The sequence below is a fragment of the Stutzerimonas stutzeri genome (assembly GCF_019090095.1).
In the GTDB taxonomy this organism is placed as follows: domain Bacteria; phylum Pseudomonadota; class Gammaproteobacteria; order Pseudomonadales; family Pseudomonadaceae; genus Stutzerimonas; species Stutzerimonas stutzeri_AN.
The window spans coordinates 1,875,700-1,899,787 of sequence record NZ_JAGQFP010000002.1 but is presented as its reverse complement, the minus strand read 5'-3'; the positions used below and the strand labels follow the sequence as shown (position 1 = coordinate 1,899,787).

Here is a 24,088-nt window from a genome sequence, read left to right as displayed (position 1 = left end):
TACGTCATGAATGAACTGATAGCCGTGATCACAATAACCCTGCTCGCCGTGATCAGTCCGGGACCGGACTTCGCGATGGTCACTCGCAACAGCCTGACCCTGTCGCGCCGCGCCGGCGTGCTGACGTCTCTAGGTGTTGGCCTGGGCGTACTGGTCCACCTGTCTTACACCCTTCTGAGCGTCGGCCTGCTGATCGAGCAGTCGCTTTGGCTATTCAATGTCATCAAGCTGGTCGGTGCCGCCTACCTGATCTATCTCGGCGTGACGATGCTGCGCGTAAATTCAGGTGGCGCGCCGGCCGACGGCACCGCACCGTCACTCTCCAACTGGGACGCGCTGCGTACCGGTTTTCTAACCAATGCCTTGAATCCGAAGACCACAGTATTCATCGTCAGCCTGTTCATCCAGGTGGTGCATCCGGATACGCCACTGGCGGTACAGATCTGCTATGGCGTCTTCATCTCGATGGCACACGTGGCTTGGTTCAGCCTGGTCGCGCTGTGCTTTTCAGCCGGTGCCATGCGCGAGCGCATCCTGGCCGTTCGCCCCTGGATAGACTGCACATTCGGTGGACTGCTGGTCGCATTCGGCGTGCTGCTGGCGACCGCTCGCGGAACGCACTAAGCGCGCACGCAGCCCGCTTCGACGGCGCGTGCGAGAGCAACCCGGGCGTGGCGGCCAGAAACGAAAACGCCCCGCATAAGCGGGGCGTTTCGATACCGCGAAGCGATTACTGCTTGTCGGTCTCTTCCGCAGCTTCAGGCTCGACTTCGGCAGCCGGCGCCGCTGCGTTCTCGTCACCCTTGATACCCAGCAGCTCTAGGTCGAAGACCAGCACCGAATTGGCGGGAATCAGCGGGCTCGGGCTCTGCTCGCCGTAGGCCAGTTCGCTCGGGATGTACAGCTTGTACTTTTCGCCCACGTGCATCAATTGCAGACCTTCGACCCATCCCGGAATCACGCCACCAACCGGCAGATCGATCGGGGTGCCGCGCTTGATCGAGCTGTCGAAGACAGTCCCATCGGTCAGGCTGCCCTCGTAGTGAACGGTCACGACGTCATCCGGGCCCGGTTGCGGGCCATCGGCGGCTTTGATCACTTCATATTGAAGACCGGACTCGGTGGTCTTCACGCCTTCTCGCTTGGCGTTTTCTTCGAGGAATTTCTTGCCGGCCGCGACGGCCTCTTTGTTCATTTCAGCCATGCGTTCTTCGGCGCGCTTCTGCAAGGAGCTGAACGCTTCCATCAGTTGCTCGTCGGTCAGCTTTTGCTCTTTCTTGCCGATGGCATCGTCGATGCCCTGCGCAACGGCTTTCGAATCGAGATCGGCCATGCCCTCTTGCGCCAGGCTCTTGCCCATGTTCAGGCCGATGCCATAGGACGCTTTTTGTGCCGGGGTTTCCAGCTTGGCGCTGGTTTCCGAATCACAGCCCGCCAGAACCAGGCCAACCAGGGCAATCGCCGACGCCAAACGATGATGTCTCATTCTGTTTCCTTTAATTACGCGTAAGGGGTGAAGCAAAAACGATGACCGGAGCTTAACAGCCACCTCATACAGTGACTACCGAGCACGCCGCGGTAATAGGTAAAGACAATGCAAAGTCCAGAAGTGCCGCACGAAACGCAGAAAGATGACGACCAGAACATCAGGCAAAAAAAAAGCGACCCTAAGGTCGCTTTCTTCGTGCTATCAAGGCGTTCAGTGTTCCTTGATGGCTAATATGGCGCAGCGGACGGGACTCGAACCCGCGACCCCCGGCGTGACAGGCCGGTATTCTAACCGACTGAACTACCGCTGCGCTAAACCTCGAGTGGTGGGTGATGACGGGATCGAACCGCCGACCCTCTGCTTGTAAGGCAGATGCTCTCCCAGCTGAGCTAATCACCCGTTTGCTCTCGAAGTGGGGCGCATTCTAGAGAGGGTTCTTAACCTTGGCAACCCCCTTTTGAAAAAAAAATTGAAGAACTTACAACGACTTAGGAAACCCACTGTTTATTGGCAAAAACGAGCTCGCATCGGCGCCGCAGGGTTGGCCTGCGTTACCGGGACGGGAATAATGCGCGCTTTGCTTTTACCGGAGTCTCAATCGTCATGTGGTTTCGCAACCTGCTCGTCTACCGTCTCACCCAGACCGTCCCGTTCGATGCCGAGACACTTGAAACCGCATTGGCCGCCAAGCCCGCCCGCCCCTGCGCCAGCCAGGAGGTGAGCACCTACGGTTTCGTCGCGCCCTTCGGCAAGGGCGAAGATGCACCTCTGGTGCATGCGAGCCAGGGCTTCCTGTTGATTTCGACACGCAAGGAAGAACGCATCCTGCCCGGCAGCGTGGTCAAGGACGCGCTGAAGGAAAAGGTCGACGAGATCGAAAACGAGCAGATGCGCAAGGTCTACAAGAAAGAACGCGACCAGCTCAAGGACGACATCATTCAGGCCTTCCTGCCCCGTGCCTTCATCCGCAAGTCCGGCACCTTCGCGGCCATCGCGCCGGAGCAGGGCCTGATTCTGGTCGACTCTTCCAGCCCCAAGCGCGCCGAAGACCTGCTCTCCACGCTGCGTGAAGCCATCGGCTCGCTGCCGGTACGCCCGCTGACGGTGAAAATTGCTCCTTCGGCAACCATGACCGACTGGGTCAAGACACAAAAGGCGGCCGATGACTTCTTCGTGCTCGACGAGTGCGAGCTGCGCGACACCCATGAAGACGGCGGTGTGGTCCGCTGCAAGCGTCAGGACCTGACCAGCGACGAGATCCAGCAGCATCTGGAAGTGGGCAAGCAGATCACTCAATTGTCGCTGGGCTGGCAGGACAAGCTCTCCTTCGTGCTCGACGACAAGCTGGTGATCAAGCGCCTGCGCTTCGAAGAGCTGCTGCAGGATCAGGCCGAACAGGATGGCGGTGACGACGACCTCGGCCAGCAGGACGCCAGCTTCGTGCTGATGATGCTGACCTTCAAGGAATTCCTGCCCGCGCTGTTCGAAGCCCTGGGTGGCGAGGAGATTCCGCAGGGCATCTAAACTGCCTCTGGCCGTCAGCCGAGGCTGACGGCCCCTCTCCAATGACAACAAGGTAAGCCCGATGCGTGCCCTCGCCGCCTTCAGCCGCTTTGTCGGCAACACCTTCGCCCTCTGGGTCCTGCTGTTCGCCGTCCTCGCTTTCTTTCAGCCCAGCTGGTTCCTGCCAGCCACCGCCTGGATCGTCCCGTTGCTCGGCCTGATCATGTTCGGCATGGGCCTGACCCTGAAAGCCGCAGACTTCGCCGAGGTCGCACGCCGTCCACTCTGGGTGGCGCTGGGTGTCGGGGCACAATTTCTGATCATGCCCGCCCTCGCCTGGCTGCTCTGCCAACTGCTGGGTCTGCCGGCGGAAATTGCCGTCGGGGTGATCCTGGTGGGCTGTTGCCCGGGCGGCACGGCGTCCAACGTCATCGCCTGGTTCTCCCGCGGCGACGTAGCGCTGTCCGTGGCGATTACCGCTGTCACGACGCTGCTCGCCCCGCTGGTCACACCCGCACTGATCTGGCTGCTGGCCTCGGCCTGGCTACCGGTCAATTTCGGCGCGCTGTTCATGTCCATCGTGCAGATCGTGCTGGTGCCGATCGCCCTCGGCCTGGTCGCCCGGCGTTTGCTGGGCAACAGGGTGCATCAGGTGGTCGACATCCTGCCGCTGGTCTCGGTGGTGAGCATCGTGATCATCGTTGCCGCGGTAGTCGCTGCGAGCCAGGCGAAGATCGCCGAGTCGGGCCTGTTGATCATGGCCGTGGTCGTGCTGCACAACAGCCTGGGGCTCGGCATCGGCTATCTGGTCGGACGCCTGTTCGGCCTGCCGCTGGCGCAGCGCAAGACCCTGTCGATCGAAGTTGGCATGCAGAACTCGGGGCTCGGGGCGGCCCTGGCCAGCGCTCACTTTTCGCCGCTGGCAGCGGTGCCCAGCGCGTTGTTCAGCGTCTGGCACAACCTCTCCGGGGCGCTGCTGGCGACGGTCTATCGAAGAATGAAGGACGGCTCTGACGCCCCCTGATACGCTTGCGCCGGTCCGAGGCAGTTGCCCGGACCGTGCAGCTGTGGACAATAGCGCACGCTGAGGACGACCTCAGGCGGCACACATCACCGGGGACGGCCCCACCCTTATCACCGTCCCGTGGAGGTGCGTATGTCCTGGATCATCCTGTTTGTTGCCGGCCTGTTCGAGGTCGGCTGGGCCGTTGGCCTGAAGTACACCGAAGGCTTCACCCGCCCGCTTCCCACCGTGCTCACGGTTGCCGCCATGCTCGCCAGCCTGGCGTTGCTGGGCATCGCCATGAAAGAGCTGCCGCTGGGCACTGCCTACGCCGTCTGGACGGGCATCGGAGCGGTCGGAACGGTGGTCGTGGGCATTCTGCTGTTCGGCGAGTCGGCAGCCCTGCTCCGCCTGGCCAGCGTGATGCTGATCTGCGTCGGCCTGGTGGGGCTGAAACTGAGCCATTGATAAGCGCCGCGGCAGCCGGATCCGGCTGCCGCAGGCTGCATCAACCGTGCAGCGCGGGCTCGCGATAGTGCCGCGCGCAGGCTTCACCATCGGCGCGGAACAGGTGGCACTTGTTGGCTTGCAGGCCGGTCGCGAAGATCTGGCCAACCGACACTCGACGATTGCCATCGCTGGCCACCGCCACCATCGAGTCGACCCCCTCGAGGTTCAGGTGCAGCAGGTTGTGATCGCCAAGCCGCTCGGCCACCGCGATTTCGCCGTTGAAGACGAAATCCGCCTGTTCGGCGTCAACGAAATGCTCGGGGCGAGCACCCAGGGTCAGCGCATCGCCTGGATTGACCTTCCTGCCATCCACCGGCACCCACATGGTGCTGCCGCCGGGCATCTCGACCTCCACCGAGTCCGCATCGGCGCGCAAGGCGCGCACCGGCAGAAAATTCATCTGCGGCGAGCCAATGAACCCGGCGACGAACTGGTTATGCGGGTAGTGATACAGCTCCAGCGGCGGGCCAACCTGGGCGATGCGCCCGGCGTTGAGCACCACGATCTTGTCGGCCAGGGTCATGGCCTCGACCTGGTCATGGGTGACATAGATCATCGTGGCCTTGAGGCGCTGGTGCAGGCGCGAGATTTCGATACGCATCTGCACCCGAAGGAACGCGTCCAGATTGGACAGTGGCTCGTCGAACAGGAACACCTTGGGCTCGCGAACCATCGTGCGGCCGATCGCGACGCGCTGGCGTTGCCCGCCAGACAGATCCTTGGGTTTGCGTTCGAGCAGGTGATCGAGCTGGAGGATCTTGGCGACCGACTCGACGCGGCGGTTGATCTCGACCTTGCTGACCTTGGCCAGCTTGAGACCGAATGCCATGTTCTCCGCCACGTTCATGTGCGGATAAAGGGCGTAGGACTGGAAGACCATCCCCACCGAGCGATCCATCGGAGGCAGCTCGTTGACCCGCTCACCATCGATCTGCAATTCGCCGTCGGTGATGTCTTCGAGGCCTGCGATCAGCCGCAGCAAGGTTGACTTGCCGCATCCCGACGGCCCGACGAACACCACGAACTCGCCGTCGGCAATGTCCAGATCGACGTTGCGGGTGATGGGGACCTCGTCATAACTCTTGCAAATATTCCGCAGGGTTACACTGGCCATTATTGTTGTTCTCCTTCAAAACAGCTGCCGCGACGAGTCACGGCGAGCATAGCGAGCGGCGACGGGCCGGTCGAGACGATGCATCCGTCTCGTCCCGGCCCGGGACTTAGCCGAGCCGGCGGGCGAAGCCGAAGCCGTGCGCCGGCAGATGTACGCCCTGACCATCGAATACCGCGGTGGCCGATGGCACGTCGAGCCCTTCGACCGGTGCAGACAGGTCATAGTGCCGGGCACTGTCGCTCATGTTGAACAAACACACCCAGACTTCATCATCCAGGCGCCGCTCGTACACCAGCAGGGCGTCGTCGTGATAGACGGTGCGCATGCTGCCTTCGACCAGAAGACGCTGATCCTGGCGCCACGCGAGGAAGCGGCGATAGATGTTGAGCATTGAGTTCGGATCCGGCTCCTGCGCGGCCACCGAGAGCGGCAGATGCTTGTCGGCCAGCGGCAACCAGGGCTGTTCGCGGCTGAAGCCACCGTGCGGGTCCTGATCGTGCCAGGGCATCGGCGTCCGGCAGCCGTCGCGCCCCTTGAATTCGGGCCAGAAGCGGATGCCGTAGGGGTCGACCAGTTGCTCGAATTGCAGCTCGGCCTCGTCCAGCCCCAACTCTTCACCCTGATAGAGGCAGACGCTGCCGCGCATGCTCAGCAGCATCGCCATGAACATGCGGCCACGGGCATGATCCGGCTGGTTGGCCAGCGCCCAGCGGCTCATCACCCGCACCACGTCGTGGTTGCCGATCGACCAGCAGGGCCAGCCGTCGACCAGCTCGCGCTCCACGCAATCGATGGTGTGGCGCAGGAAGCTCGGGCTGCACTGCTCGGTCAGCAGGTCGAACGAGTAGGCCATGTGCAGGGTATCGCTGCCGCCCGTGTACGCGGCCATGGTCCTCAGCGAATGATCGCAACCGATCTCTGCGACGGTCGCGCTGCCTGGATAACGCTCGAGCAACTGCCGGATCCGCCGCAGGAATCCGATGTTTTCCGGCTGGGTCTTGTCGAAGACGTGCTGCTGGAAGGCATAGGGGTTATCGGCGCGCACACCGATGCTACCTTCTCGAATCTCATGATTCGGCGGGTTGTCGCGCAGCTCACGATCATGAAAGTAGAAGTTCGCGGCATCCAGGCGGAAACCGTCGACCCCCAGCTTCAACCAGAACTCCATGTCGTCGAGCAGCTGCTGCTGGACCTCCTCGCAATGGAAGTTGAGATCCGGCTGGCTGGACAGGAAGTTGTGCAGGTAATACTGCTTGCGGCGGCTGTCCCAGGTCCAGGCGGGCCCGCCGAAGACCGACAGCCAGTTGTTGGGTACGGTGCCGTCGTCCTTCGGATCGGCCCAGACGTACCAGTCCGCTTTCGGGTTGTCGCGGCTGGAGCGGCTTTCCTTGAACCAGGCGTGCTGGTCCGAGGAATGGTTGAGCACCTGATCGATGAGAATACGAATGCCACGCGCATGGGCGACGTCGATGACCTGCTTGAAGTCGTTCAGCGTGCCGAACAGCGGATCGACGTCACGGTAATCGGACACGTCATAGCCGAAGTCTTTCATCGGCGAGGTGAAGAATGGCGACAGCCAGATGGCATCGACGTTGAGGCTGGCGATGTAGTCGATCTTCTCGACCACACCGAGCAGATCGCCGACCCCGTCGCCGTTGCTATCGAAAAAGCTGCGCGGGTAAACCTGATAAATGACGCCGCCGCGCCACCAGTCGTTGCGATTCATACAACCCACCTTCGATGTTTGGGGGAACACGCCGCCACTCTAGGTGCGGCAACCCGCCGCAACATCCTCCGCCGCCAGCAATAACGAGGCGTATGAACCAGGCGTAGAGCCACCTCCTGCCGGGGGCGTAGTGCACACGCCTCCCCCCACGGTCCGAGCGCTCATGCAATCCGGCAGCCGTGCCTGCCGCCCATCGCCATAAAAACGTCGACACAACGCTGATTCGACATTATTTTGTCACGAGGCCTTCCTAGGATCGGGGTAGTTCCGCGACCGACACCGTCGTAGCTGCAGCCTCCGGCTAAAGCCAGACGCAGCCGCGCCAGTCAGGAACGACACGCCCCTACCCCCATGGAGAGACGACATGTTCAAGTGCAAGCCCCTCGCAGCCGCCATCATTGCGATCCTGGCGACCCAGGCCTACGCCGACGATAACCGCGCGGAACAGAATCAGTCCGGTACCGACAATATCGCCGAAGCCACCCAGAGCGGCGGGCGGGACAACCTGTCCTATCAGTCGCAGATCGGCGCCGGCAACGACGGCAAGGTGACCCAGACGCAAGCAACCCTGTCCGACGCGGTGCAGACCCAGGGCGGCAACCTGAACGTTGCCGCGATCAGCCAGACCTCGACCGACCAGAGCGAGGCGATCCAGGAGCAGTACGGCGACAACAACGATGCCAGCATCGTCCAGAACGACTCCTTCGGCGCCAGCGCCCGGCAATACCAGGACGGCACGTTCAACGTCTCGATCACCGAGCAGAACGCGGCGGACATGAGCACGGCGGTGACAGAGCAAAGTGGCAACGACAACTTCGCTGAAAGCGTGCAGAGCAACACCGAGGCGAGCGTCTCGGAACAGCGCCAAACGGGGGATGAGAACGTCTCGCTGGTCTGGCAGGACGGCGGCGCCCGCAACACCGCCAGCGTCGACCAGCAGGGCAACTTCAACGATGCGAGCGTCTATCAGACCAATGCCTTCGACTCACGCGCCGAGATCGAACAGCAGGGCGACTCGCAGGTCGCCTCGGTGACGCAGCAAGGTTCCGATCACACCGCCAGCATCCGGTCTTCCGGGACGATGAACGAAGCCTACGTTGACCAGAGCGGCTCGTTGCAAACCGCGGCGATTTACCAGAACGGCGTGGCCAACAGCACCGATGTTTTCCAGGCCGGCGATGGCAATAACGCCACGGCCGAGCAGACCGGCAATAACAACTACCTCACCATCGACCAGCTCGATGGCAACTTCCAGACGGCCTCGCTTCAACAGACCGGCGAATACAACCAGGCCTATGTCACTCAGCAAGGCGCCGATCACCTGATCGATTTCGCCCAGGACGGCTCCGACAACCTGCTGACCGTCAGCCAGACCGGCAATGGTAACGAATTGACCGGCTCGAGCTACGGCGACAACAACCGGGTGGACGTGATGCAGGACGGCAACCTCAACGTCGCCGATATCCAGCAGATCTATGGCGCGGACAACGAAGTCGCCCTTTCCCAGACCGGCGAAGGCCATCTGGCGCAAGTGCTGCAAGGGGGTACCGCCAACCAGGCGATCCTCGACCAGAGCGGCATGGGCAACGCCGCCATGGTGTCGCAAATGGGCTCGGGCAACATGGCCATCGTGACCCAGCAATAAGCGCGGTCGACAGCCGGCCCTGGTCGGCTGTCATTCCCGGCAAGGTTGTCGCCTATCCCAAGGTCACCGGGCCAACGACAACTGGCCTACCGCAGCGGCATTGGCACGTCGCCTCGCACTTCGGCGCGTTCAGCGACTGCGGGCCGGATTCCCCATCACGGTCGCGCCCGCCGCGACGTCTCGAGTCACCACACTGCCGGCACCGATCACGGCGCCATCGCCGATGGTCACGCCTGGCAGAATGATTGCGCCGCCCCCGATCCAGACATGCTCGCCAATCATCACCGGCCGGCCGAATTCCAGACCGCTGCGACGCTCCTCGGCACCGCGCGGATGATCCGCCGCATAGATCTGCACCGCCGGGCCAATCTGCGTGCCGGCACCGATGCGCACCTCGGCCACGTCCAGAATCACGCAGTTGAAGTTGAAGAACACCTCGTCGCCAAGGTGGATGTTGTAGCCGTAATCACAATGAAACGGCGGCCGCACCACCGCACCGTCGCCGACACTGCCCAGCAGCTCCTTGAGTAAGGCCCGGCGCACCGCCGGCGTCTCGCCGAGGGCCGCGTTGTAGCGCACCATCCAGGCCTTGGCGGTGGCCTGATCGGCCTGCAGCTCGGGGTCGCCGGGGCGATACAGCTCACCGGCCAGCATCTTCTGTTTCTCGGTCATCGTCATCTTCGGCTCTCGCTACGCGTGAAAGCACCCACCGACGCGGTCGGGTGCACACAGGTTGCAGCAAACAATGCTTACTCGCCCTGGATCTTGCTCAGCAGACTGCGCGCCAACTGCACCGCCTCGTTGCGATGGGTGATGTTGAGCTTCTGATACAGGCTGCGGATGTGTGTCTTGATGGTGGTCGGTGCGACGTTGAGGTGCTCGGCGATCTGCTCGTTCGACTGCCCGGCATGGATCAGGCTGAGCACCTGCCACTCGCGCCGGGTCAGCGGCGAATGGCGGATCAGCTCGGGCACGTCGGGACGGTTGATGATGTCCTGGATCACCGCCTCGTCGAGGGTGATGCGGATCGCCCGGCTGAAGTCGCGTTGCTGTTGCGCCAGCTGGATCAGCCGATCGGCACGCTGGGCCTCGAGCTCACCGAGCGTGCGCTCGTGCTGCAACGCCTTGAGCATGACGATGATCAGCTTGCCGATGCGCAGAAAGCTGCCAATGGCGCCGGTGCTGGTGGCCAGCGTCAGTGCCTGCTGCAGGTGGTCCAGCGCCTGCTGGCGCTCCTCGCGCTGCCAATGCAGTTGCGCCAGGAGGATATGGTTGCGGTTCAGATCCATCACCAGGCCGTGCTGCTCGGCATCGCTTTGCAGCTGGCGCAGGATGGGCAGGGCCTTTTCCGGCTGCTGCAGTGACAGGTGCGCACGCGCGTGGTTGCGGCCGTTGTACTGAGCGAAGTGATTGAGACCCCGCTCCAGCGCGGGTGCGGTAAGCAGCCACTGCTGGATCGCCGTCTTGTCCTGCGTCGAATCCCAGTAGCTGAGCATGACCGCATGCGCATTGGCGAGCCAATCGACGTGGTAATTGTCGCCCGCCAACATGCCCTGGATCTTGCCGACATAGTCCGCGCAGACATTCTGCTGGCCGCGCGCATGGGCGACGCCCGCCAGCAACGCGTAGCACTGCATCAACCAGCGGTCACCCACGTCTTCGAGGATCTGGATACCCTGCAACGCGCATTGCTCGGCGGCGTCCAGGTGGTGCCACTCGAGCAGGACCTGACCGCGCACGCGGTAGATGAATTCCATGATCGGCGTGGCCTGCAGCTCCGCCTGTTCGACGTACTGAATCGCCCGCTCCTGCAACGAGTAGGCCTTCTGCAGAAAGCCTTGGGCGATGGCGATCTCCGAGAGCTGCCCGAGGTTCCACACCACCAGATGCGAGGCTCGAATTTCCCGCGCGCGGCGTTCGGCCTCCTGGTACTGCTGTTGCGCCTGTGGCAGCAGCCCCTGCACGAAATGCGCTTCGGCCAGACCCGACAGCGCGGCAACCTTCGAGGTCCGCATGATCAGCGGTTCGCGGACCAACGCCTCGCGAGCCAGGGCGATGGCCTGCTGCTCGTCCCCCTTGTTCATCGCCACCTGCGCGCGCACGGCATTGAACTCGCCGACAATACGCGCCCAGTCCTCTTCCGAGCAGCTGTGCTGCAGCGCCTGCTCGCCGGCCTTGAACCAGCGCTCGACCTGATCGAACTGGTAGGAATTCTGTGACACCCACGCCTGTAGCAGCGTGAACAAGGGCGATCCGGCGATGACCGTCTCTGGCAGGGTTTCCAGGCATTGCTGCAACAACCCCAGTCGTCCCTGGCGGTAGAACTGCCGACCAAAACGCTCCAACACCTCGCCGACACGCGTCGGGCAGCGCGCCTGCACGGCGTGGCGTGCGGCCTCCTCCGGCATGCTCTCGGCCATCAGCGCGCCGGCCGCGCGCAGATGCAACTCGGCAACGCGCTGCGGCTGGCGGGTGTGCAGCTCGCCCTGCAGGAAGACGGCGAACAGCGGATGGTAGGCGTACCACTGACGCAAGCTGTCGAGCGGCTGCACGAACAGGCCGTTCCGTTCGAGCTGCTCGAGCATGTCGCGGGAATTGCTACCCTGGGTCAGGTGATTGGCCAGAGACGCATTGAAACGCTCCAACAGACAGGTCGCCTGGAGGAACTCGACCGTTGCCGGGTCCAGCTGGCTCAAGACCTGCTCGCGCAGGTAGTCGCGGACGAAGGGATGGCCGAGCTGGAGGCTTTCGAGAAAGACGTCCATGCCACGGCTGGTCTGTACCTCTTGCAGCGCCAGCTGCAACGCGCAGGGCCAGCCACCGATGCGGCGATTGAGTCGTTCCACCTGCTCGCGGTTGACCGTCACCGGCAACCCTTCGTTGAGCAAGGCTTCGACTTCGTCGGTTTCGAACGCCAGTTGCGCCGCATCCACTGTCAGCAACTGGTGCTTGACCCGCAGTTCGGCGACGCCGAGTTCAGGCAGACCGCGACTGCAGACCAGCAGCGTCAGCCAGGACGGCATGTTGCGCAGGAAAAAGCGCAACACCGCGATGACCTCCGGGTTGACCAAGGCCTCGAAGTCATCGAGCACCAGCAGCAGCGGTTCGTTCTCGGCGGGTAGCTCCGCCAGTAGATGGGTGAGCAGAACGTCGAAAGGCTCGGCCCCCTGCTCTGCGAGCAGCAAGCTGCGCGGGCAGCCCTGCTCCAGCTGCGCATCGAGCACGTGCAGCAGGTAGCGAGCCAGCTGCCGCGGATCGTTATCCGCCGGATGCAGCTGCAGCCAGGCCACCTGCCCGGCAAATGCCCGCGCCCACTGACATGCCAGGGTGGTCTTGCCGAAGCCGCTCGGCGCATGCAGCACCGCCAGGCGCACATCCCCGAGGCGCTGCAGCCACTCGTCCAGCCGTGGCCGCGAGAGAAGACCTTTGGGCAGGGGCGGCATGCTCAGCTTGGCCGGTATGAGCGGCAAGGGCTCAGGTATTGCGACATTCATGGTCATCTCCCGTGCTTCGTTCCCTGGTCGGGTCACCTGCTCCATCGATCTCGGCTGCGCGAGCCCTACCCCTTCACGCCACCAGCGGTCAGTCCGCCCACGATCCACCGCTGACAGTACAGGAACACCACCGTGATCGGCAGGCCTGACAGCACCGCGGCCGCGGCGAAGTCGCCCCAGAGGTAGTTCTGCGGATACAGGTATTGCTGCGCCCCGACGGCCAGGGTCAGCTTGTCGACATCCATCAGCAGCACCGAGGCGATCGGGTACTCGGTCACGCTGGTGATGAAGGCGAGGATGAACACCACCGCCAGAATCGGCACGCTCATCGGCAGCAGAATATGGAAGAACGCCTGCCAGGTGGTCGCACCGTCGACGATGGCCGCTTCTTCCAGCGAACCGTCGATGCTTTCGAAATAGCCCTTGATCGTCCAGATATGCAGCGCCATGCCGCCCAGCGAAGCGACGATCACCGCCCCGTGACTGTTCACGCCGAGCCAGGAAACGTGCTGGCCGAGCTGATCGAACAAGGCATAGATGGCGACCAGTGACAGGACCGGCGGGAACATCTGGAAAATCAGCATGCCCTTGAGGATCGGCGCCTTGCCACGGAAGCGCATGCGGGCGAAGGCGTAGGCGCTGGTGGTCGAGAGCATCAGGATCAGCACCGAACTGATCAACGCGATCTTCAACGAGTTCCACAACCACAACAGCACCGGGAACGGCGGCTGGGTCACCGTGCCGTCGGCGTGCGTGTAGGGGATGCCCAGCGCCAGCGACCAATGCTCGAGCGTGGGATGGTCGGGAAACAGGCTGCCGGTGGCGAAGTTTCCTTCACGGAACGAGATCGACACCACCATCAGCAACGGAAACACGATCAATGCGATGAAGACGAGCAGCGAAGCGTGCGCCAGCCAGAGGCGGTATTTGACGGATTTAGCTTGAACGATGGCCATGTCCGGTTTTCCTCACACTTTCACTTTCGAGAGTTTCAGGTTCAGCCAGGCCATGGCACCGACCAGCAGGAAGATCAGCGTGGAGATGGCGGCCGCCAGGGCGAAGTTCTGTCCAGAGTCCTGGAAAGCGATGCGGTAGGTGTAGCTGACCAGCAGATCGGTGGTACCGGCCGGCGTGGTCGCGCCGATGATGTCGGGCCCGCCGCGGGTCAGCAGGGTGATCAGCACGAAATTATTGAAATTGAACGCGAAGCTCGCGATCAGCAAGGGAGCCAGCGGCTTGATCAGCAGCGGCAGGGTGATCTTCAGCAGGTTGTCCAACGGCGTCGCGCCATCCATCGCCGAGGCCTCGTAAAGATCGCGCGGGATGGCCTGCAGCAAGCCCATGCACAGCAGCAGCATGTACGGATAACCGAGCCAGGTGTTGACGATGAGGATCATGCCGCGTGCCAGCGTGGGGTCGCTGAACCAGTCCGGGCGAATCCCGAACAGCGTGTCGAGCAGCAGGTTGATCTCGCCGAAGTTCTGGTTGAACAGGCCGCGGAAGACCAGGATCGAGATGAATGCCGGCACAGCGTAAGGCAGGATCAGCATGACCCGGTAGAACGGCTTGCCACGCACCATGTCCCACTGCAGCAGGCTCGCCAGCACCAGGCCGACGGCCAGGGTGAAGAGTACCGTCAGGGCGGCGAAGGCCACCGTCCAGATGAAGATCTGCACGAAGGGTTCGCGAATACTCGGATCCGTCAATACCTTGGTGAAGTTGTCGAAGCCAGTGAACACCGCGAAGCCAGGCGCCAGCGGTTTGCCGTCGCCGTCGACATAGAAGCCGGTTTCCAGGTTCGGCGTCAGTTGCTCGCCGGTCTTGTTATTGATCAGCACGCCGTCCTCGGCCTGCCGGTAGAGCGGCTGCACCGCGGCGACTTCGCGCAGGCCATACAGGCGCAGCAGGCTGCCGTCCGGGCCGCGCATGACCCACTGTTGCAATTGCTCGCGGCGCTGGATGACATCGCGCAGCGGCAATGCCTTGCCCAGATCGGCGACCTGATCGGCCGGCTGCATCGCCAGGGGCTCTTCAGCATTCGGCTCGCCGGTCAGCGGATCGCTGACGAACACACCCTGCTCGCCCTTGTCGACGCGAAAGCGGTCACCCTCGGGGCTGGAAAACAGGCTGAACCGGTAGCGCTCGCCGGCCAGGTAGGTCTGATTCAGATGATACTGCTTGACCTGCTCCTGGCTCAGCAGGTTACTGCCGCTGAAGTTGGTGAAACCGATGCCCACCGTGTACAGCAGCGGAAAGATGACGAACACCAGCATCCCCGCCACCGCCGGATAGATATAGCGATGGGCATAGGTACGGCGGCTGATGAACACGAAACTGGCGATTCCCGTCACGACCAGACCGAGCAGGGCGAATGCCAGCTGTTGCTGGGCATACAGCGCCACGACCAGGTACAGCGAGAGCGCGTTGAAGGTAAGCCAGACCAGCCAGCGCAGCCCGGCTTTCAACGAGGGATGAAGCGTCCTTGTATGGGTAGTCATGGCAGGGCTGGGCAACTCGGCAAGGGCATTCACGACGGGGAACCTTTCTAACCTGGAGAGTAGATCGCCGGTCGCGATACGGCGACCGGTGATCGGCGACGATGTCAGCGGGTGATGCGCTTGGCGGCATCATCCAGGGCGGCATCGACAGTCTGCCGGCCCGAGGTGATGTTGGTCAGCGCGGCCGCCATGGACGACCAGAAGATCCCCATCTCCGGAACGTTCGGCATGGGCTCGCCCATTTGCGCGTTCTCGAAGGTCGCCTTGATGTGCGGGTTGCTCGACAGCTCGTCCATGTAGGCCTTGTTCGCCACGGCTCCCAACGGAACATCGGCGTTTACGGTCTGCAGGCCGTCTACCTCGAGCAGGTAGTTCTCCAGGAACTCGACCGCCAGGTCCTTGTTCGGACTGGCTGCATTGAGGGTCGCAGCCGTGACACCCACGAAAGGTTTGCCGGGCTCGCCATTGATCGACGGGATCGGCGCCACGCCGAAGTCGATGCCACTCTTCTCGATGTTGCTCCAGGCCCACGGCCCGCTGATGATCATGGCCGAGTCACCCTTGTTGAAGGCTGCTTCGGCGACGCTGTAGTCAGCGCCTTTGGGCATCACACCCTTCTCGATCAGCTCGGCGAGCACCTTGCCGCCCTGCTTGGCGCCGGCATTGTTTACGCCGGTCGATTTGACGTCCAGGCCAGCGTCGGTCTTCTCGAATACGTAGCCGCCGTTGGCTGCCAGCAACGGCCAGGTGAAGTAGGTGTTGTTGTAGTCCCAGAGGATGGCGCGCTTGCCGTTGGCAGCGAGCTTTTCATTGAGCGCGAAGACTTCATCGAAGCTCTTCGGCGGCGTGTCGACCAGCGCCTTGTTGTAGATCAGGCCGATGGTTTCCACGGAGATCGGGTAGCCCCACAGCTTGTTGCCGTAGCTCACCGCGTCCCAGGCGAAATCAGCCACTTCGCTCTTGGTTTCTCCACTCGGCGTGATCGGCGTGATCAGCCCGCTCTTGGCCCACTCACCGATGCGGTCGTGTGCCCAGATGAAGATGTCGGGGCCGTTACCGGTTGCCGCGGCCTGCTGAAACTTGTCGGTGGCACTGTCCGGGTGCGCCACTTCGACTGGGATACCGGTTTCGGCGGTGAACTTCTGGCCGACCTTTTCCAATCCCTTGTAGCCTTTGTCACCGTTGATCCAGATGACCAGCTTGCCTTCCTCGATCGCGGCCATTGCCGGCAGCGGAAGACTGAAGGTCGCAGCCAGACCCATCGCGGCCATACCCCACAGCGTTTTGTTCATTTCCTGTTCCTCGTGGCTTCTTATTGTTGATCCCACACGCTGCAGCCCTTGGGCATTCGCAGTTCCCGCATAATCGGCCAGCGACCCGGGGCGCACATCCTCCCCCGCCTGCCCAGGGAGGGCGTAGAGACAGGGCGTAGACCGCGTCTGGGATGAAGACAAATTCCGCCTGCGAAATGCCGCGTTACGCCTGCACTTGGTTGGCAGTCGGATGTTAAATGTTGCGAAAACAACAAAACGGACCGACACCATGCACCGCCGGACGCCCGCTTGTCACCTGCTCGCCTTAGCCATTGCCCTTCCCGCCCAGCTGGCCTTGGCCGAGCCCTCGATCACGGCGCGTATCGCCGACCAACCCATTGACCTTCGCTGGCGCGAAATGCAGCCCGAGCGCTACAGCACCGAGTTGACGCTGCCCGTTGGCAGGCTCGAACTGGGCGCCACCGATGCGGAACGGTCGCAGCCGCTGACGCCCTACCGCAAGCAGACGCTGGACAAAGACACTGCGTTGCGCTTCGACGTTCCCGCACCGGGGCGGTATCGGCTGATCGTCGAAACCGGCGAAAACGCGAGCCTGCGTCTGCTGCCCATAAAGGAAGCCAAACCCGCCAAGCCGGGTATCACCTGCGCGGTCTGGCAGGGCGAGCCGGTGAGCCTCAAGGTCGATGGCGTGTTCGCCGAAGGCGAACGGGTTCGCGACGCCTACAGCGGCCAGGCCACGACGGTGCGTGACGGCCGGGTCACCCTGACCCCGGCCGCCGGCAGCGATGGCCTGCTACTGCTCGAGGCGGCCGACGCGCCTGCCGAAGCCGCCCATGACTGGCGTAACGCGACCGTCTACTTCGTCATTACCGACCGCTTTGCCAATGGCGACCCGTCCAACGACCACAGCTATGGCCGCGATCCGAACGGAGCAGAGGAAATCGGCACCTTTCACGGCGGCGACCTGAAGGGCCTGACCAGCAAGCTCGATTACCTGGCCGAACTCGGCGTCAGCGCCGTCTGGATCACCGCCCCCTACGAGCAGATTCATGGCTGGGTCGGCGGCGGCGACAAGGGCGACTTCCGCCACTATGGCTACCACGGCTATTACGCGCTCGATTACACCGAGCTGGACGCCAACATGGGCAGCGAGGCCGACCTGCGAAACCTGATGGCCGAAGCACACGCCCGCGGCATCCGCGTGCTGTTCGACGTGGTGATGAACCATCCCGGTTACTCGACCCTGGCCGACATGCAGACGTTCGGCTTCGGCGGACTGCGCGACGGCATGGCGCAATACCTGCCCGCGCAATGGACGCGCTGGCAACCCGAGCCCCACGAAAACCTCCACGCCTACCACAACCTGATCGACTACCAGCACCCGGACTGGGTCAAGTGGTGGGGCAAGGACTGGGTGCGGTCGGGCCTCGGTGACTACGACCAGCCACCCAGCGCCCTGGTCGACCCGGTCAAGGGCTCGCTGAGCTTCTTGCCCGACTTCAAGACCGAACGCGACGAGCCCGTCGGGCTGCCGGTCTTCCTGCAGCACAAGCAACCCACCGGTGCGGTAGCGCGCGACGGCTATCGGGTCCGCGACTACCTGGTCGAATGGCTGACCGACTGGGTACGCGAATACGGCGTCGACGGCTTTCGCGCCGATACGGTGATGCATGTCGAACCGGCGGCCTGGGCCGAGCTGCGCCAGGCCGCGGACCGCGCCCGTGCCGAATGGTCGGCTGCGCACCCGGACGACCGCTTCGCCGGCTCGCCGTTCTGGATGGTCGGTGAAGTGTTCGGCCATGGCCCCGAAACCAGCGCCTACCAGGACAACGGCTTCGACGCGCTGATCAACTTCGCCTTCCAGACCGACGCAGCGCCAGCGGCCAGCGAATGCCTGGCCAAGGCCGAGCCGACGTACGCGGCCTACGCCAGCCTGCTGGCCGAGCATCCCGACCACAACTTCATGAACTACGGCTCATCCCACGATACGGCGCTGTTCTCCCAACAGGCCGGTAACGACCTGGCGCTGCAACGCGGGCTGGCCAATGCCCTGCTTTTGGCGCCGGGCACCGCGCAAATCTTCTATGGCGACGAAAGCGCCCGTCGGTTCGGCCCGACGGGTTCGGATCCCTTCCAGGGCACCCGCTCGGACATGAACTGGGCGCAGCAGGCCCAACCGGACGTCGCGGCACTGCTCGACCATTGGCGCGCACTGGGCCAGTTCCGCGCCCGCCACCCGGCCATCGGCGCCGGACGCCATGCGCGGCTGTCGACCCAGCCCTACGCCTTCTCGCGAGTCCTCGGCGCGGATCGCGTGGTCGTCGTACAGGCCGGCGCGTCAGTCCACCGTTGAGCGCGCACGCCTTGCGGCCCCGGCAGCGGGGCTGCGGGGCTTCCCGCCACGACGCGACACACCGCCAAACCCCGCTTGCAGTCCATCCGGCCACGCGCCGGCCCTGAATAGCCGCACCGATCGGAGAATGCCTCGTCATGAACGCAACCCTTAACGCCCGCCAGCAAGCTCAACTGGCCTTCGTCAGCAGCGGTGCGGAGCTGGAGGTCGGCCACCCGGACGACTGCCCGCTGCCCCTCGCCACGTTGGCCTCGACCGACGGCAGTGAAGCCTATGTCAGCCGGGTCCTGTCCGGCGGGCTTACCGCGCACGTCTACCGGGTCGAAGCACAGGGGCGCAGCTGGACGCTCAAGCGCGCCCGCGAACGCTGCCTGGTACAGAACGCCGACGGTCAGACCTCGTTCCTCAACGAGGTCCAGCGGCGTGCGGACCTGCGCGCGCTCAAGGCACGGCCGGAACTGGCCGAACGGCTCGCGGGTATCGTCGACACCTGCTACGCCAGCTTCAGACACGGCGTACTGCTGTCGCCCTGGATCGATGGCGAGGTGGTCGCCGACTGGAACGAAGCGCGCCTGACCGACCTGTTCGACACCGTCATCACCCTCGCCTCCCACGGTCTGTTCGAGTGGGACCTGTGCCCTGGCAACGTGCTCGATGACGGGCGTATCCGCCTGTTCGATTTCGGCTACCTGTACCGCTTCGACCCCTTGCGCGAGTTCAACAGCGACGGCCTCGCCGGGCCGGGCTTCCACCCGGTCGAGCGGTTCGAAACACGGCAGTTCTTCGCCTGGCTGCTGGGGCAGGAACGGCTGGGCAGCGACCGCGCCCTGGCGGCATTCCGCCTGGAAAAATCCATCGCCCTGGAGCACTACCAGCGCTGGCGCCATGAACTGGATCAGCGGGGTGCGACGCCCGCCGTGCTCGAGCGGCTGGACGCTGTCATCGCGCGTTGGCAAAGCGCATTGTCCGGCTCGGCGGAAGCGCTATACCTGTGCGAGGCATGGCGCTCGCATCGCCTGGATCTGGCCGATGACCTGGACGGCCAGACCTGCACACCCCTGACGCTGCAACGGCTCGCCTGGCTGCGCGAGATGGCCGACGCCCGCTACGACGATCTGCATCGCTGTGGCGCCCTGGCAGGCGAACAGGGCGCCAGCCGTACCGCCTTGCTGGCCCAGTTCGAGCGTGCAGAAGCGCAGGCGATCGGCTGGCAGGTGCCTGGCGCCACGCCGCAGCCGTGAACGAGCGAGTCGCTCACCCGTTGAGCGACTCGGCCCCGGCCATTAGCGAAGCGATCGAACTGACGAAAGGACCTAGGGCCTCAACCCATCGGCGCCGCCTGGCGCACCTTGGCTGGCCATCATCGCCATACCGCTGCCGGGATCAGGTGTAGTAGCGCGCGCAGAGCGCCTGCTGTTCGGCCGACATGCGCGCCTGGCGATCGCTGCTCTGGCTGATCGCCACGACGCTGCCCATGTTCTGCTCGGCCGCAGCGTCGATCTCATGCATTCCACGCGAGACTTCCTCGGCGGCAAGACGCTGCTGCCCGGTCGCCGAGTCGATCTCGCGGGACATGGTGGCGATGTGCTCTACCTGCTGGCGGATGTCCTGCATCAGCTGGTCGGCCGTACCGACCTGATCCAGGTTGGCCTGCATCTGCACCCGGCTCTTCTCCACTGATTGCACCGCCGAGGCGATGCCCTGCGCCAGGCGTTCGATGCGCTGCTGGATCTCTCCCGTCGACTTCGCCGTGCGCTGCGCCAGTCCGCGCACCTCGTCGGCCACCACGGCGAAGCCGCGTCCCTGCTCGCCCGCGCGCGCCGCCTCGATGGCTGCGTTGAGTGCCAGCAGATTGGTCTGGTCGGCGATGCCGCGGATGACGACGAGAATTTCTCCAATCTGTTCGCTCAGCACCTCGACATTGGCGATCTCGTCCACGCTCGCCTCCAACTGGCGCGCCAGGCTGGCCGTGCTCTCGCGGGTGTCGCTCATCAGTTCACTGCCCTGACGGGCCAGGGTTTCGACGCTGCCGACCCGCGCTGCCGTCTCGCCGGCGTGATGAGCGACCTCGCCGAAGCTGGTTTCCAGCTCGGTCAGGCTGGCGACCAGCGCCCCGATGCTGCTGCGCTGCTGCTCGAGGCCGGCGCGCGCCTGGTTGCAGGCCTCTGCATTGCGCCGCGCGATTTCGTCCTGCTCGTCGGCGTTGCGCCCGAGCTGCGCCAGTGCATCGCGCATGTTGGCGGCGACCCGATTGACGTGCTCGCTGACGCGACCGAACTCGTCGGCCTTGCGGTAGCTGCATTGGTCGCGCAGGTCGCCTGAGGCCAGGTGCTGCAAGGTACCGGTGACGGCACCCAGCGCAACGCGCATGGTGCGGCTCAGCCACAGGCCCATGAACAGCGCGATCCCGATCGATAGCGCAGCCATCCAGAGCAGCCGGATCACACCCAGCCGATAGGTGTCCTGTGCCCGGGCAAGCTGTTCGTCGCTGGCCTGCTGGGCACTGGCGATGAGCGTGCCGATATCGTCGCGGGCCTGGCGTTGCAAGCCGCTGAGCTGGTCCTTCTGCTCGCGGTTGGCCTGCTTGTCGCGAAGCCAAGCGTAGTACTGCCCGACCGCGCCCTGCCCGGTGACCTCAAGCTGGCGCTGGATGGCGTCGAACGGCGGGCGGAAGCTGTGCGCGTAATCGGTGCGGCTGTCCTGGTGCGGGGCCAGGTCCATCAGCACGTTGTCGAGCTTCTTCTGCAAGTCGGGCAAGCGTGCGGCCACCGTGGCGGCCGCTTCGTCGAGCTTGCTGGGCGAGGCGCTGCCGATCGCATCGAACATCGTCGCCTCGACCTGCTCGAGCGGGATGATGAACTGCTTGATCGAATAGGCCACCAGGTCGTCGTGGGTGACGAACTGGGCCTGCAACAGATCCTGCTTGAGGCGCGAGAACTCCAACTGAAGGTCACGCAGGCCAACGGCATTGTGCTCGACGCGCTGGAGCAGGCCACGGTGCGCGTCGATCAGCGCCAGGCTGCGACGGTCGAGCTCCGGCAACAACTCGCTCAGCCGTTGCTTGGCATCGGTGTGGCCCGGTGTCAGACCATCGAGTTCGTCGAGCTTTTCGACCGCCCGCTGATGCAGGTCGCGGTGGCGCTCGATAAAGGCATCGAGCTGCTCCGGCCGGTCCTCGGCGAGCGCGTCGGACAGGTTTTGCGTCAGGCTCTGCAAGGTGCTGAAAAAACTCTCGCTGACCAGCAGGCGTGAGGCCGTGGTGGAGATTTGCCCGGCGTTGTCCTGCAACCGGCCGATCGCCACCAGGCTGGAACCGGTCACCAGCATGAGCAAGACGACGAGTGCGGCAATCAGCAGATAGAGGCGCGGCAGGAAGCCGAGTCGAAAGAGGGAAAAACGCAATTGGGCGGACATGAAAGCTCCTGGCGCGACAGCGAACGCGACGACTTGTTGTTGTCGCGCCAGAATCCTTTGGGCCGGGCATCCACACATCCTCCCCCCGCCACCCCTGAAGGGAGGAGCACCCAGGCGTAGGGCAGGCGTACTGGATGGCGAATCTCCACCCTGACCGGCCCATGCAGCGGTTCCGGCCAGCAGACGGTCGCGCCGACCGGAGCCGGCGCGCGTCGGTTAGAAGGAACCGCTGGTGCTGGCGCCCGCCGCACTGGTGAAGCGGGTGTTGCCGCCCGGCTGCCAGCGCTTGACCTGGGTCGGATTGGCTTCGCTGCGCACGATGCACTTCCATTCCACCGCCTGCTGCGCCGGCAGGCTGATGCTGCCCTTCCAGGTCGGGTAGTTGCTGACATCGGTGAGGCGGACCGCATTGGCCGGGTTCCAGTTGCCCAGCTGCGTCAGGTTGCCGATCGCGTAGACGCTATCGCCCATCTGGGTGACGCCGTTGTCACAACGGAAGTTGACGCTGACCAGCGCGCCGTTGTCGCCGCCGTCTTCACCGCCATCGCCGTCGTTGTCGCCAGTGGTCCAGATCCGCACCTGACCATTGTCCTGGCTCAGCGCCTGATTGAAGCTGCCGCTGCTGACCTGGCCCGGGTTGTCCAGGTTCGAGCCCAGGGCGATCACCAGAGTGTGCGCCGTGCCCTGCACCGTCGCGACCAGGCCCGAGTACTCACTGTGGAACTCGATGGCCGAGTCCGCCCGGATGCCCGCGGCGCGGCGGATCTGGATCAGTTGACGGATCAGCGGAGCCTGTCCCCAGTCGTACATGTGCGACCAGTACACCACCGGCGTACCGGGGCTGGAGAGGATATAGGCATAGGCCTGGCGCACCAGATCGTCACGCAGCGCCCAGTGATGCTGGCCACCGTTCTGCCCCGGCGAGTAGCCGGTGTCGTGGTTGTCGATGAAGGTCACCGCCACTTCGCGCCAGCGCGGGTCGGGATTGCCATTGAGGCCGTTCTTCCAGTCGGCGATCGAGCCGTTCTGCATCCGCTCCTTGAGGGCGAAGTCGAACACCGGGCACTTGGCCCGGTCGGACCAGTCCTTGATCACCTGTTGCCAGCTGGCCGTGTTGCGCCAGTCCCAGCTCGGGTATTCGCTCGGCGACTTCCACAGCTCGCCCACGCAGAAGGCGTCGTCATGGGCCGCGCTCATCCAGCTGTCGACCCGCTCGCCGGCATACCCCCGGACGAAGTCGAAGCGAAAACCGCCGGCGCCGTAGTTCCCGCGCAGGTTGGCGAACTCGTCCCGGAACATGCCAAAGACCTGAGGGTTGGCCGTGTTGAGGTCCGCATCGCCGCCCATGAAGCGGTCGCCATCATCGCAATCGTTGGCATAGTTACCGGGGTCGTTGCAGTCGTTTCGCCAGAAGCCCTGGCCGGCCGGCAGGTTGATTTCCTTGTCCGGATAGCCGCGGTTCATGTGGTTGGGCACCACGTCGTAGAGCACCTTCACCTTCGCGGCGTTCAACGCGGCCGCCGCCTGCTTGAGCTGGCCATCGCTGCCGTAGCGGCCGTTCTTGTTGAAGTCGTGCCAGAAATAGCCTTCTCCGCCACCGGAGTTGGACCCGTCGCTCCAGCTGGAAAAGTCACGCCAGGGCACCGGCATCCAGATGGCACTGAAGCCGTCGGCGGCGATGGTCGGCGCCATCTCGCGGAGCCTGTCGTACCAGGCATTGGGTGCCTCACGCACCGTGTTCCAGTGAAAGCCCTGCAGGATGATTTCATCGCCGCCGTGGTAGCGCACGCCAGCCGGGCTCTTGCCGGCCAGATCGGCGGCGTGGGCCGTGCCCAGGGTCAGCAACAGGGAAGAAACCGCCAAGGCCAGGCGGGTCGAAGATAAAGCATGTCTCATCGAAGTAGCTCCACTCTTGTAGTTGTTGTGAGCACCCGACAACGGCCACCGGCTTCCCGGACGGCCGGGCGCAGTCGGTGACAACCCCATCACCGACCGCCACAGCCTGCCCCGCACGCCTGCCCGGCCATACCTCCCCAACCGGATTATTCGAGGCTTAGTGGCCAGG

General features: G+C 63.9%; 17 protein-coding genes and 2 tRNA genes. 7 read left to right on the top strand and 12 right to left on the bottom strand.

What is annotated here, in order from left to right:
• The first annotated feature begins 6 nt into the window (after positions 1-6).
• Positions 7-624 carry a LysE family transporter gene (locus KVO92_RS18480; RefSeq protein ID WP_217476979.1) on the top strand — a complete coding sequence of 206 codons (618 nt, stop codon included), beginning with the start codon at positions 7-9 and terminating at the stop codon, positions 622-624.
• 106 nt (positions 625-730) lie between these two features.
• Here KVO92_RS18480 and KVO92_RS18475 read toward each other — a convergent pair whose 3' ends face one another.
• The 3 genes from KVO92_RS18475 to KVO92_RS18465 all read right to left on the bottom strand — a co-directional run bounded on the left by KVO92_RS18475 (position 731) and on the right by KVO92_RS18465 (position 1,888).
• Complete coding sequence (locus KVO92_RS18475) at positions 731-1,486, bottom strand: FKBP-type peptidyl-prolyl cis-trans isomerase (RefSeq protein WP_217476978.1); 756 nt, start codon at positions 1,484-1,486, stop codon at positions 731-733.
• A gap of 236 nt (positions 1,487-1,722) precedes the next feature.
• Positions 1,723-1,799 (bottom strand) — tRNA-Asp (locus KVO92_RS18470).
• A gap of 13 nt (positions 1,800-1,812) precedes the next feature.
• Positions 1,813-1,888: transfer RNA gene (locus tag KVO92_RS18465), tRNA-Val, on the bottom strand.
• Positions 1,889-2,092: 204 nt separating this feature from the next.
• Here KVO92_RS18465 and rdgC point away from each other — a divergent pair.
• From rdgC to sugE, 3 genes are all read left to right on the top strand, one after another.
• Positions 2,093-3,013, top strand: coding sequence for a recombination-associated protein RdgC (gene rdgC / locus KVO92_RS18460; protein WP_217476977.1), 921 nt, complete (start codon positions 2,093-2,095; stop codon positions 3,011-3,013).
• 61 nt (positions 3,014-3,074) lie between these two features.
• Positions 3,075-4,016 (top strand): bile acid:sodium symporter family protein, encoded by a 942-nt coding sequence (locus KVO92_RS18455; RefSeq protein ID WP_217476976.1) that lies wholly within the window; start codon positions 3,075-3,077, stop codon positions 4,014-4,016.
• 132 nt (positions 4,017-4,148) lie between these two features.
• Positions 4,149-4,463: a quaternary ammonium compound efflux SMR transporter SugE gene (gene sugE / locus KVO92_RS18450; RefSeq protein ID WP_217476975.1), complete on the top strand. Its 315-nt coding sequence runs from the start codon at positions 4,149-4,151 to the stop codon at positions 4,461-4,463.
• Between the two features lie 40 nt (positions 4,464-4,503).
• Here the strand turns inward: sugE and malK are convergent, their stop codons facing one another.
• On the bottom strand, positions 4,504-5,619 hold the full coding sequence (gene malK, locus KVO92_RS18445) for a maltose/maltodextrin ABC transporter ATP-binding protein MalK (RefSeq protein ID WP_217476974.1): 1,116 nt from the start codon (positions 5,617-5,619) through the stop codon (positions 4,504-4,506).
• A 106-nt stretch (positions 5,620-5,725) separates the two neighbouring features.
• Positions 5,726-7,345 (bottom strand): alpha-glucosidase family protein, encoded by a 1,620-nt coding sequence (locus KVO92_RS18440; protein ID WP_217476973.1) that lies wholly within the window; start codon positions 7,343-7,345, stop codon positions 5,726-5,728.
• 364 nt (positions 7,346-7,709) lie between these two features.
• Between KVO92_RS18440 and KVO92_RS18435 the strand changes: the two genes are divergently transcribed.
• Positions 7,710-8,990: a hypothetical protein gene (locus KVO92_RS18435; RefSeq protein ID WP_217476972.1), complete on the top strand. Its 1,281-nt coding sequence runs from the start codon at positions 7,710-7,712 to the stop codon at positions 8,988-8,990.
• Between the two features lie 129 nt (positions 8,991-9,119).
• On the opposite strand, the gene KVO92_RS18430 is transcribed toward KVO92_RS18435, so the two are convergent.
• From KVO92_RS18430 to malE, 5 genes are all read right to left on the bottom strand, one after another.
• Positions 9,120-9,668, bottom strand: a complete 549-nt coding sequence (locus KVO92_RS18430) for a sugar O-acetyltransferase (protein ID WP_217476971.1) — start codon at positions 9,666-9,668, stop codon at positions 9,120-9,122.
• Positions 9,669-9,739: 71 nt separating this feature from the next.
• Complete coding sequence (gene malT / locus KVO92_RS18425) at positions 9,740-12,484, bottom strand: HTH-type transcriptional regulator MalT (RefSeq protein WP_217476970.1); 2,745 nt, start codon at positions 12,482-12,484, stop codon at positions 9,740-9,742.
• Positions 12,485-12,549: 65 nt separating this feature from the next.
• Entirely contained in the window at positions 12,550-13,440 is an 891-nt protein-coding gene (malG, locus tag KVO92_RS18420) for a maltose ABC transporter permease MalG (protein ID WP_217476969.1), read from the bottom strand.
• A 12-nt stretch (positions 13,441-13,452) separates the two neighbouring features.
• Positions 13,453-15,015 (bottom strand): maltose ABC transporter permease MalF, encoded by a 1,563-nt coding sequence (gene malF, locus KVO92_RS18415; RefSeq protein ID WP_217476968.1) that lies wholly within the window; start codon positions 15,013-15,015, stop codon positions 13,453-13,455.
• Positions 15,016-15,086: 71 nt separating this feature from the next.
• Positions 15,087-16,274: a maltose/maltodextrin ABC transporter substrate-binding protein MalE gene (gene malE / locus KVO92_RS18410; RefSeq protein WP_217476967.1), complete on the bottom strand. Its 1,188-nt coding sequence runs from the start codon at positions 16,272-16,274 to the stop codon at positions 15,087-15,089.
• Positions 16,275-16,524: 250 nt separating this feature from the next.
• On the opposite strand from malE, the gene KVO92_RS18405 reads away from it, so the two are divergent.
• Complete coding sequence (locus tag KVO92_RS18405; RefSeq protein ID WP_217476966.1) at positions 16,525-18,609, top strand: alpha-amylase; 2,085 nt, start codon at positions 16,525-16,527, stop codon at positions 18,607-18,609.
• Between the two features lie 137 nt (positions 18,610-18,746).
• Positions 18,747-19,850, top strand: coding sequence for a hypothetical protein (locus KVO92_RS18400; RefSeq protein ID WP_217476965.1), 1,104 nt, complete (start codon positions 18,747-18,749; stop codon positions 19,848-19,850).
• A gap of 142 nt (positions 19,851-19,992) precedes the next feature.
• On the opposite strand, the gene KVO92_RS18395 is transcribed toward KVO92_RS18400, so the two are convergent.
• Together KVO92_RS18395 and KVO92_RS18390 are read right to left on the bottom strand one after the other, a co-directional pair.
• Entirely contained in the window at positions 19,993-22,023 is a 2,031-nt protein-coding gene (locus KVO92_RS18395) for a methyl-accepting chemotaxis protein (protein WP_217476964.1), read from the bottom strand.
• 216 nt (positions 22,024-22,239) lie between these two features.
• Positions 22,240-23,919, bottom strand: coding sequence for a glucan 1,4-alpha-maltotetraohydrolase domain-containing protein (locus tag KVO92_RS18390; RefSeq protein WP_217476963.1), 1,680 nt, complete (start codon positions 23,917-23,919; stop codon positions 22,240-22,242).
• Positions 23,920-24,088 lie beyond the last annotated feature (169 nt).

What these genes read in the sequence shown, in the direction of transcription:
- KVO92_RS18455 (WP_217476976.1), top strand. Translation starts at nt 3,075, where the DNA reads ATGCGTGCCCTCGCCGCCTTCAGCCGCTTTGTCGGCAACACCTTCGCC.
- KVO92_RS18435 (WP_217476972.1), top strand. Translation starts at nt 7,710, where the DNA reads ATGTTCAAGTGCAAGCCCCTCGCAGCCGCCATCATTGCGATCCTGGCG.
- malE (WP_217476967.1), bottom strand. Translation starts at nt 16,274, where the DNA reads ATGAACAAAACGCTGTGGGGTATGGCCGCGATGGGTCTGGCTGCGACC.
- KVO92_RS18475 (WP_217476978.1), bottom strand. Translation starts at nt 1,486, where the DNA reads ATGAGACATCATCGTTTGGCGTCGGCGATTGCCCTGGTTGGCCTGGTT.
- KVO92_RS18440 (WP_217476973.1), bottom strand. Translation starts at nt 7,345, where the DNA reads ATGAATCGCAACGACTGGTGGCGCGGCGGCGTCATTTATCAGGTTTAC.
- KVO92_RS18400 (WP_217476965.1), top strand. Translation starts at nt 18,747, where the DNA reads ATGAACGCAACCCTTAACGCCCGCCAGCAAGCTCAACTGGCCTTCGTC.
- malK (WP_217476974.1), bottom strand. Translation starts at nt 5,619, where the DNA reads ATGGCCAGTGTAACCCTGCGGAATATTTGCAAGAGTTATGACGAGGTC.
- KVO92_RS18480 (WP_217476979.1), top strand. Translation starts at nt 7, where the DNA reads ATGAATGAACTGATAGCCGTGATCACAATAACCCTGCTCGCCGTGATC.
- rdgC (WP_217476977.1), top strand. Translation starts at nt 2,093, where the DNA reads ATGTGGTTTCGCAACCTGCTCGTCTACCGTCTCACCCAGACCGTCCCG.
- KVO92_RS18390 (WP_217476963.1), bottom strand. Translation starts at nt 23,919, where the DNA reads ATGAGACATGCTTTATCTTCGACCCGCCTGGCCTTGGCGGTTTCTTCC.
- KVO92_RS18405 (WP_217476966.1), top strand. Translation starts at nt 16,525, where the DNA reads ATGCACCGCCGGACGCCCGCTTGTCACCTGCTCGCCTTAGCCATTGCC.
- malT (WP_217476970.1), bottom strand. Translation starts at nt 12,484, where the DNA reads ATGAATGTCGCAATACCTGAGCCCTTGCCGCTCATACCGGCCAAGCTG.
- malG (WP_217476969.1), bottom strand. Translation starts at nt 13,440, where the DNA reads ATGGCCATCGTTCAAGCTAAATCCGTCAAATACCGCCTCTGGCTGGCG.
- KVO92_RS18430 (WP_217476971.1), bottom strand. Translation starts at nt 9,668, where the DNA reads ATGACGATGACCGAGAAACAGAAGATGCTGGCCGGTGAGCTGTATCGC.
- KVO92_RS18395 (WP_217476964.1), bottom strand. Translation starts at nt 22,023, where the DNA reads ATGTCCGCCCAATTGCGTTTTTCCCTCTTTCGACTCGGCTTCCTGCCG.
- sugE (WP_217476975.1), top strand. Translation starts at nt 4,149, where the DNA reads ATGTCCTGGATCATCCTGTTTGTTGCCGGCCTGTTCGAGGTCGGCTGG.